Source organism: Pantoea sp. EKM20T (assembly GCF_011800485.1).
In the GTDB taxonomy this organism is placed as follows: domain Bacteria; phylum Pseudomonadota; class Gammaproteobacteria; order Enterobacterales; family Enterobacteriaceae; genus Pantoea; species Pantoea agglomerans.
The window spans coordinates 1-4,869 of record NZ_JAALFW010000028.1 but is presented as its reverse complement, the minus strand read 5'-3'; the positions used below and the strand labels follow the sequence as shown (position 1 = coordinate 4,869).

Sequence of the window (4,869 nt, the reverse complement as noted above, 5' to 3'; positions counted from 1 at the left end):
AGGATCGCGCCGTCCATCTGCGCAGCACCGGTGATCATGTTTTTCACATAGTCGGCGTGGCCTGGGCAGTCAACGTGAGCGTAGTGACGTGCAGCAGTCTCATACTCAACGTGTGCGGTGTTGATGGTGATACCGCGGGCTTTTTCTTCAGGCGTGCTGTCGATCTGATCGAATGCACGAGCCTGGCCGCCGTTGGTTTTAGCCAGTACGGTAGTGATAGCTGCAGTCAGGGTGGTTTTACCGTGGTCAACGTGACCGATGGTGCCCACGTTTACGTGCAGTTTGTTACGTTGAAATTGCTCTTTAGCCATCGCTAGTCCCTCTAAGACACGGATATATCAATGATATCATCACATTAACCAGGCAATGCCTGACTGCAAGGAAGTTACAGAGAAAATCAGGAGGGAGATTAAAGGAAGTGGTGCTGATACCCAGAGTCGAACTGGGGACCTCACCCTTACCAAGGGTGCGCTCTACCAACTGAGCCATATCAGCACATCTGGAGCGGGCAGCGGGAATCGAACCCGCATCATCAGCTTGGAAGGCTGAGGTAATAGCCATTATACGATGCCCGCATCCTGGAACTCGGCTACCTGTTCTTTCTGTAGCTTGCAGATAACAGAGATGTTTCTCTACTATCTACTGCCTGTCAGCGAAGCTGACCGACTTTGACTTCGCTAACGCTCAGTCTGAATTCAGGGTGATAATTGACTCACCTGACAGATAAACAGGTTGTTTATCTGTGTACCCAACCGCGAGGTTGAGATGGTGGTGGGAGAAGGATTCGAACCTTCGAAGTCTGTGACGGCAGATTTACAGTCTGCTCCCTTTGGCCGCTCGGGAATCCCACCTACTTGATGGTGCCGGCTACCGGAATCGAACTGGTGACCTACTGATTACAAGTCAGTTGCTCTACCAACTGAGCTAAGCCGGCATCAAGTGGAGCGCATTCTAGGAAGGTCGGGCTCTGGATGCAACTAAAAAATCGCTTATTTTTTTCTATCGCTTACTATTTGTGCAAATCATCGCATTTTAGTGTTTTTGTGCAGAATATTTGTGCAATCTGGTCCTGTTTTCATAGGATCAGTCAGCCCGCGCTAATGCCTCACGCCTCTCCCTGGGTCGCTTTTCAGCAGGTAAATGATCTGCAGGCAGTATTTTTATTTCACACGCCTGTACCGAACGATGCTTTTTTGACCTCGCCTGCGCTTTTTTCTCATGTGCAGGCACTTTTCTGTAGAAAGCAGGCCTGTTTTGACATGCGTGTCCCTTATGTCGGTACGACGATGACCAGGCGTGGAGCCTTTCAAAATGACTCTACGCCGTTTGTTCTTTTGCTGAAGTTCTTATGGGACATATTGAATCTGTACCGCCTCAGCCTCTCTCTATGCCCTTATAGCGGCGTTTTGTCATTCAGACGTGTCAGATGTAAAAAGCAGATAAAAGCCGCACATGCGCTGTGATGACCTGCAATATCATAAACAACGATAAAGCAGTAAAAATTAAAGCCACCATGATGTTTTGTGGGTATGCCGACGAAAGCGAGATCACGTTTATCTTTTTACTTCTGTTAAAAGCCATACTGGTGATACCCTCCAGCCCATTGTTCTCACTGATAAACCAGCGATTCGTGATTCACTTCACCTGTGCTGTCCTGCTTATCGGATAACACGCGGTTGATAGCCATGAATTTGCGGTCAGATGCATGCTTATGGATAAAACGACCCCCCTGACAACGCCTTATTTAGAGTTCACTCGTGAGCAATGGGCTGCATTACGTGATTCCGTACCTATGACACTGTCAGAGGAAGAGATCGCGCAGCTGGAGGGCATCAACGAGGATCTCTCGCTGGAGGAAGTAGCGGAAATTTATCTGCCACTTTCGCGTCTGCTTAATTTTTATATAAGTTCTAACGTTCGCCGGCAGGCTGTACTGGAGCAATTTCTGGGCACCAATGGCCAGAAAATCCCCTATATCATCAGTATTGCGGGTAGCGTAGCGGTCGGTAAAAGCACGACTGCGCGTGTCTTGCAGGCTTTGCTCAGCCGCTGGCCTGAACATCGCAAAGTCGAATTGATCACTACTGATGGCTTCCTTCATCCTAATGCCGTGCTGAAAGAGCGTGGGTTAATGAAGAAAAAAGGATTCCCGCAATCCTACGATATGCACCGGTTGGTCAATTTCGTCTCCGATTTGAAGTCGGGAGCCAGTCAGGTGACTGCTCCGGTCTATTCACATCTGATTTATGATGTCATCCCTGATGGCGATAAAGTGATACAGCAGCCTGATATTCTGATTCTGGAAGGTCTGAATGTATTACAGAGTGGAATGGACTATCCCCACGATCCCCATCATGTCTTTGTTTCAGACTTCGTCGATTTTTCTATCTATGTTGATGCAGAGGAAGATCTCCTGCAAAGCTGGTATATCAATCGATTCCTGAAATTCCGCCAGGGCGCATTTACCAATCCGGACTCCTATTTCCATCATTACGCCCAGCTCTCAGAGGCAGAAGCAGTTGAAATTGCTGGCAATTTATGGAAAGAGATTAACTGGCTTAACCTGCAGGAAAATATCCTGCCGACGCGCGAGCGAGCCAGCCTGATCATGACCAAAAGTGGCGATCATGCGGTCGATAAGGTTCGCTTGCGTAAATAACTGCTGTCATAAAAAAGCCTGCGTTGCTGCAGGCTTTTTTTACTCAGACAGGACGCAGTGATATTTCTCCACCCACCCAGGCTTTTATTTCGCCATCCTGTTCCAGTAACAGGCCACCCTGGCTGTCTACGCCTCGCGCAATACCATGGACCTCACGTTCACCGATAAGCAGCTTAACCGGCCGGTTAATAAAATTATCCAGCGCAGCCCAGCGTGCGACAAACGGGGTTAATCCCTCCTGCTCAAAGAGCGGCAGAGCTTCGCGCAGACTATTGATCAGACGTGCCGCCAGCTCATTGCGGTTTACCGTTACCCCGGCCTCCTGCAGGTTAATCCAGCCCTGATTAATCTGTGATGCATCGGCTGTTCGCATCGCCAGGTTAATCCCCGCACCAATCACGATCTGCGCAGCATCGCCGGTTTTACCTGTCAGTTCAACCAGAATACCCGCCAGTTTACGATCGTTCAGGTAAATATCATTGGGCCATTTTACGCGGACATCATCGGCCCCTAATGAACGTAATGTCTCAGCCATGATAATGCCAATTACCAGGCTCAGACCCATCGCCGCTGCCGGCCCCTGCTCCAGACGCCAGTACATAGACATGTAGAGGTTTGCGCCAAAGGGCGAAAACCACTGACGGCCACGACGGCCGCGACCCGCCTGCTGATATTCCGCAATGCAGGCAGCACCCGACTCCATTTCATGCATACGTTCCAGCAGATACTGATTTGTGGAATCAATCACCGGGATTACCGAGACGTTACCCTGCGTAACCTGTGAGAGTATCGCCTGCTCATCCAGCAGCTGTATCGGGGCAGAGAGACTGTAACCTTTACCTGTCACGGTATAGACGTCAAGACCCCAGCTTTTTAACGTCTGGATATGCTTATTTATGGCTGCGCGACTCATGCCCAGCGTTTCACCCAGTTGCTCACCGGAATGGAACTCACCATCAGATAAGATATCAACCAGCTTTAGCGGAACATTATGGTCTTTCATGCGATCACCCCGACGGCATTACACTCACCCTGCGCCTGAATAAAGCGCACTTCGGGCTCAAGCCAGACATCAAATTTTTCACCAACCTGAGCGCGTACGGTTTTTGCCAGCGCAACGATATCGTCGGGAGTGGCATTTTCAGCGTTGATCAGCACCAGAGCCTGTTGCTGGTGAACTGCCGCGCCCCCGATGCGATAACCTTTCAGCTGGCACTGATCGATAAGCCATCCTGCTGCCAGTTTGATTTCACCATTTGGCATCAGATAGTGTGGCAAAGCCGGAAAATGCGTCAGTAGTGAGCTGCACTGCGCCTCGGTGACGACAGGATTTTTAAAAAAGCTGCCTACATTACCGGTGACTTTCGGATCGGGTAATTTGCTCTGCCGCATCTGGCATACCGCGTGATAGACATCCCAGGCATTGGCCGTCACCGGATTGAGCGTTTTCAGATCGCCGTAGGTTAATACCGGTTGCCATTGCTTAGGCAATATTATCCCGACTGCGACGATGACATAGCCTGACTGGTAGTGATGTTTAAAAATGCTGTCACGATAGCCAAACTCACAGGCTTCACGATCGAGACGTTCTGTCTGACCACTGTGCAGATTAAGTACATCCACGTATTCGCAGACGTCTTTTAATTCCACGCCATAAGCACCTATGTTCTGAATCGGTGCCGAACCGGTCATACCAGGGATCAACGCCAGATTTTCCAGGCCTGTGATCCCTTTTTCCAGCGTGCTTTTAACCAGCTGATGCCAGTTCTCACCTGCCCCAACGTGCAATTTCCAGCACTCATATTCATCCTGAATTTTGATGCCTTTGATGCGGTTCAGCACCACTGTACCGGCAAAATCTTCCAGGAAGAGGACATTGCTGCCTTCACCGAGCACAAGGAAAGGCGTTTGATCACTCTGGCTGGCCTGCCATGCTGCCAGAATGGCGGCTGGCGTCTCGGCGACGATGCGTTTCTGTGTATGTACTTCAAGCCCAAGCGTATTGTCGGCTTTTAAGGAGGGATGCTGGCTGGACATTTGACGGCCTTTACTGAGTTATCTGGCCGTAGTTTACCGTATCAGAGAGGGGTTCTCAGGCTGTTTTCGGAGGTTATGATGAGGTTTTTCACGATCTGCAGACGTAAAAAAGCCCCGCACTTTCGTGCGGGGCTTCTTCACTTATTTAATGCCTGGCAGTTCCCTACTCTCGC

At 49.9% G+C, this 4,869-nt stretch carries 4 protein-coding genes and 4 tRNA genes; 1 reads left to right on the top strand and 7 read right to left on the bottom strand.

Annotated elements, in window-relative coordinates:
- The 5 genes from HFD94_RS22710 to HFD94_RS22690 form a co-directional block, all read right to left on the bottom strand.
- A partial coding sequence (locus tag HFD94_RS22710; RefSeq protein ID WP_243208059.1) for a GTP-binding protein occupies positions 1-311 on the bottom strand: 311 nt, incomplete at its 3' end.
- A 108-nt stretch (positions 312-419) separates the two neighbouring features.
- Positions 420-495 (bottom strand) — tRNA-Thr (locus tag HFD94_RS22705).
- 5 nt (positions 496-500) lie between these two features.
- Positions 501-575 (bottom strand) — tRNA-Gly (locus HFD94_RS22700).
- Between the two features lie 191 nt (positions 576-766).
- Positions 767-851: transfer RNA gene (locus tag HFD94_RS22695), tRNA-Tyr, on the bottom strand.
- A 7-nt stretch (positions 852-858) separates the two neighbouring features.
- A tRNA-Thr gene (locus tag HFD94_RS22690) sits at positions 859-934 on the bottom strand.
- A gap of 777 nt (positions 935-1,711) precedes the next feature.
- On the opposite strand from HFD94_RS22690, the gene coaA reads away from it, so the two are divergent.
- Positions 1,712-2,659 carry a type I pantothenate kinase gene (coaA, locus tag HFD94_RS22685; protein ID WP_010672227.1) on the top strand — a complete coding sequence of 316 codons (948 nt, stop codon included), beginning with the start codon at positions 1,712-1,714 and terminating at the stop codon, positions 2,657-2,659.
- A 43-nt stretch (positions 2,660-2,702) separates the two neighbouring features.
- On the opposite strand, the gene birA is transcribed toward coaA, so the two are convergent.
- Positions 2,703-3,662, bottom strand: a complete 960-nt coding sequence (gene birA / locus HFD94_RS22680; RefSeq protein WP_010261004.1) for a bifunctional biotin--[acetyl-CoA-carboxylase] ligase/biotin operon repressor BirA — start codon at positions 3,660-3,662, stop codon at positions 2,703-2,705.
- The gene (murB, locus tag HFD94_RS22675; protein WP_033759494.1) at positions 3,659-4,696 is read right to left on the bottom strand and encodes a UDP-N-acetylmuramate dehydrogenase; all 1,038 of its coding nucleotides are present in this window, start codon (positions 4,694-4,696) and stop codon (positions 3,659-3,661) included. The genes birA and murB overlap by 4 nt, the downstream gene beginning before the upstream one ends.
- Positions 4,697-4,869 lie beyond the last annotated feature (173 nt).